A 3,308-nucleotide genomic window follows, 5' to 3' on the forward strand; every position below is an offset into this window, starting at 1 on the left:
CATCCGATCCGCCGCGGCGACCGCCGCGTCGGCTATATCCCTCAGCAGAAGCTCGTGCCGCCGGGAACCCCGCTGCGCGGACGCGACCTCGTCGGGCTGGGCGTCAACGGCCACCGGTTCGGTCCGCCGCTCCCCCGCCGCTCCGACCGCGAACGGGTCGACGAACTGCTCGAGGCAGTCGGCGCCACCGACTACGCCGACCAGCCGGTCGGAACGCTCTCGGGCGGCGAACAGCAGCGGCTGCGCGTCGGCCAGGCGCTGGCCGGCGACCCCGTGCTGCTGCTCTGCGACGAACCGCTGCTCAGTCTCGACCTGCACCACCAGCGCGCCGTCTCGGAGCTGATCGACCAACGCCGTCGCAGCCACGACACGGCCGTGGTGTTCGTCACCCACGACGTGAACCCGGTGCTCGACGTCGTCGACCGCATCCTCTACCTCGCGGGCGGCAAGTTTCTGCAGGGCACCCCCGGCGAGGTGCTGCGGTCCGACGTGCTCAGCGAGCTGTACGGCACGCCGGTCGACGTGATCCGCTCGCACGGCCGCGTGATCGTGGTCGGCGTGCCCGACGGACACGACCACCACGACCACCACGACGAGGTCGCAGAGTGACCGCCGACGACATCTGGGGCCGCATGTTCAACTTCGCCAACTACGGCGAGCTCGTGGCCCTCGTGCAGAACTCGATCGTGGCGGCCGCCGTTCTCGGCATCGTCGGCGGGCTCATCGGCGTCTTCGTGATGCAGCGCGACATGGCGTTCGCCGTGCACGGCATCAGCGAGTTGTCGTTCGCCGGGGCCGCCGGCGCGCTGCTCATCGGCGCGAACGTGGTGCTCGGGTCGCTCGTCGGCTCGCTCATCGCCGCCGTGCTCATCGGCCTGCTGGGTGCGAAGGCCCGCGACCGCAACTCGATCATCGGCGTGCTCATGCCGTTCGGGCTCGGGCTCGGCATCCTCTTCCTGGCGCTCTACCCCGGCCGCAGCGCCAACAAGTTCGGGCTGCTCACGGGCCAGATCATCTCGGTCGACATCCCGCAGCTCGGGCTGCTCGTCACCCTCTCGGTCGTGGTGCTCGTCGCCCTGCTCGTGGTGTGGCGCCCGCTCACGTTCGACAGCCTCGACGCCGACCTGGCGGCGGCACGCGGGGTGCCATCGCGCGCGCTGTCCCTCGGGTTTATGGTGCTGCTCGGGCTCACGGTCGCGGTGTCGGTGCAGATCATCGGCTCGCTCCTCGTTCTCGCGCTGCTCGTGACTCCCGCCGCCGCCGCCCTGCGCATCTCCTCCTCGCCCCTCCTCGTGCCGCTGCTGAGCATGCTCTTCGGCTTCGTCTCCGCCGTCGGCGGCATCCTGCTCGCCCTCGGCGGTTCACTGCCGATCAGCCCGTACATCACGACCATCTCGTTCCTCATCTATGTCGTCTGCCGCATCGTGGGAGCCCGGAACGCCGCCGGCGGGCGCGCATCCGCCCGCCGCGCTCTGCAGACGGCAGGATAGAATTCCGATCATGAAGCGCAATACCTGGCAGCGGGAAGCCGTTCGCGAAGCCCTCGGATCATCCGAAGGTTTCGTCAGCGCCCAAGCGCTTCACAGCAGCCTGAAGAACACGGGATCGCCCATCGGGCTCGCCACCGTGTATCGCGCGCTCGCCGACCTCGCGGGCGAGGGCGAGGCCGACTCGTTGCAGCAGGAGGGCGAGAGCCTGTTCCGCGCGTGCACGCCGGGCAGCCACCACCACCACCTGATCTGCCGCAATTGCGGACTGACGGTCGAAATCGAGGCGGATGCCGTGGAGCTCTGGGCGAAGAATGTAGCCGCGGAGCACGGTTTCACCGAGCCGAATCACATCGTCGACGTCTTCGGACTGTGCGCGAACTGCTCGAAGCACGAGAATCTGTAAGAAACTCTCGACTTCCGGGCGCTCGAACGCGCTCTTCACCGCCCGTTTCCGCGTGATTCCGCGGAACTCCGCTTGCGCTGGGGGCTTTCGACCCGTATTGTTTATGGCTGGCTGAGTGGTATCTACACTCGCATGTGCGCCGACCCCCATCTTCCCCAGGGAATACGCGGGTCCATGCGCGCCGACAAGTAATTCTTGGGCAGCAACGGCTCACTTCGGTGAGTCGCGGCTGCGGAGACTAATGGAGGAAATCATGGCAGCAACTTGCCAGGTGACCGGAGCCGTTCCCGGCTTTGGGCACAACATTTCGCACTCGCACCGACGCACCAAGCGTCGCTTCGACCCGAACGTACAGAAGAAGACGTACTACGTACCTTCGCTGCGCCGCAACGTGACGCTGCAGCTTTCCGCAAAGGGCATCAAGGTTATTGACGCCCGTGGCATCGAGTCTGTCGTCAAAGACATCCTCGCTCGTGGGGTGAAGATCTAATGGCTAAGGCACAAGACGTACGTCCGATCATCAAGCTTCGTTCGACGGCAGGAACCGGTTACACCTACGTGACCAAGAAGAACCGTCGCAACGACCCCGACCGCCTCGTACTCAAGAAGTACGACCCTGTAGTGCGCAAGCACGTCGAATTCCGTGAGGAGCGCTAAACATGGCTAAGAAGAGCAAGATTGCAAAGAACGAGCAGCGCAAGGTCATCGTCGCGCGCTACGCGACGAAGCGCCTTGAGCTGAAGAAGGCCCTCGTCGACCCCGCCGGAACCGACGAGTCGCGCGAAGAGGCCCGCATCGGCCTGCAGAAGCTTCCCCGCAACGCGTCGCCCGTGCGCGTTCGTGGTCGCGACGCCATCGACGGACGTCCGCGCGGATACCTCGCGCAGTTCGGTGTAAGCCGTGTTCGCTTCCGCGATATGGCGCACCGGGGCGAATTGCCCGGTATTACCAAGTCAAGCTGGTAGATTTCTTCCGGTTCACCGACTTTTAGTCGGTTACCACCCAACTGCACAACGTCCGAGGAGGACATTCATGGCTGACAAGTCACTAAACCGTACCGAGCTCGTCGCGGCAGTTGCCGCAGCATCTGGCCAGAGCCAGGCTGCCGTCAACGGCGTAGTCGACGCACTTTTCTCCGTACTGTCCACCTCGGTGGCCGACGGCGTGAAGGTGTCCATCCCGGGCTGGCTGGCAGTGGAGCGCACTCACCGTGCAGCTCGCGCCGGCCGTAACCCGCAGACGGGCGAGGCGATCGAGATCAAGGCGAGCTACGGCGTCAAGCTGAGCGCCGGCTCGAAGCTGAAGGCTGCAGCGAAGGACTCCAAGTAGTCGTTTGAACTAAAAGGGCGCCCCCCAAGTTGTCGGGGCCCGTTGTGTTTTAACGATAAAAAGGGCACTCGCGGGTAGCGTAGGCC

7 protein-coding genes are annotated in these 3,308 nt (G+C 65.4%); all 7 read left to right on the forward strand.

The features are described 5' to 3' along the window. Nucleotides 1-609: metal ABC transporter ATP-binding protein (locus tag ACLQ6X_RS04545; protein WP_411698986.1), on the forward strand; the 609-nt coding region annotated here is incomplete at its 5' end. A 23-nt stretch (nt 610-632) separates the two neighbouring features. Continuing rightward, on the forward strand, nt 633-1,490 hold the full coding sequence (locus tag ACLQ6X_RS04550) for a metal ABC transporter permease (protein WP_411698988.1): 858 nt from the start codon (nt 633-635) through the stop codon (nt 1,488-1,490). 10 nt (nt 1,491-1,500) lie between these two features. Continuing rightward, nucleotides 1,501-1,893: a Fur family transcriptional regulator gene (locus ACLQ6X_RS04555; protein ID WP_411698987.1), complete on the forward strand. Its 393-nt coding sequence runs from the start codon at nt 1,501-1,503 to the stop codon at nt 1,891-1,893. A 253-nt stretch (nt 1,894-2,146) separates the two neighbouring features. Continuing rightward, nucleotides 2,147-2,383 carry a 50S ribosomal protein L28 gene (gene rpmB / locus ACLQ6X_RS04560; protein WP_184239701.1) on the forward strand — a complete coding sequence of 79 codons (237 nt, stop codon included), beginning with the start codon at nt 2,147-2,149 and terminating at the stop codon, nt 2,381-2,383. After that, entirely contained in the window at nt 2,383-2,550 is a 168-nt protein-coding gene (gene rpmG, locus ACLQ6X_RS04565) for a 50S ribosomal protein L33 (RefSeq protein ID WP_184239703.1), read from the forward strand. Before rpmB ends, rpmG begins: the two co-directional genes overlap by 1 nt. 2 nt (nt 2,551-2,552) lie before the next feature. Beyond that, entirely contained in the window at nt 2,553-2,858 is a 306-nt protein-coding gene (gene rpsN / locus ACLQ6X_RS04570; protein WP_188510869.1) for a 30S ribosomal protein S14, read from the forward strand. A gap of 67 nt (nt 2,859-2,925) precedes the next feature. Continuing rightward, complete coding sequence (locus tag ACLQ6X_RS04575) at nt 2,926-3,222, forward strand: HU family DNA-binding protein (protein ID WP_184239713.1); 297 nt, start codon at nt 2,926-2,928, stop codon at nt 3,220-3,222. The last annotated feature ends 86 nt before the right edge of the window (nt 3,223-3,308 follow it).

This window comes from Conyzicola sp. (genome assembly GCF_046714715.1).
Taxonomy (GTDB): domain Bacteria; phylum Actinomycetota; class Actinomycetes; order Actinomycetales; family Microbacteriaceae; genus Conyzicola.

Bases quoted from the DNA above. Each gene is read 5' to 3' on its own strand.
- ACLQ6X_RS04550 (WP_411698988.1), top strand. From the start codon at position 633: ATGTTCAACTTCGCCAACTACGGCGAGCTCGTGGCCCTCGTGCAGAAC.
- ACLQ6X_RS04555 (WP_411698987.1), top strand. From the start codon at position 1,501: ATGAAGCGCAATACCTGGCAGCGGGAAGCCGTTCGCGAAGCCCTCGGA.
- rpmB (WP_184239701.1), top strand. From the start codon at position 2,147: ATGGCAGCAACTTGCCAGGTGACCGGAGCCGTTCCCGGCTTTGGGCAC.
- rpmG (WP_184239703.1), top strand. From the start codon at position 2,383: ATGGCTAAGGCACAAGACGTACGTCCGATCATCAAGCTTCGTTCGACG.
- rpsN (WP_188510869.1), top strand. From the start codon at position 2,553: ATGGCTAAGAAGAGCAAGATTGCAAAGAACGAGCAGCGCAAGGTCATC.
- ACLQ6X_RS04575 (WP_184239713.1), top strand. From the start codon at position 2,926: ATGGCTGACAAGTCACTAAACCGTACCGAGCTCGTCGCGGCAGTTGCC.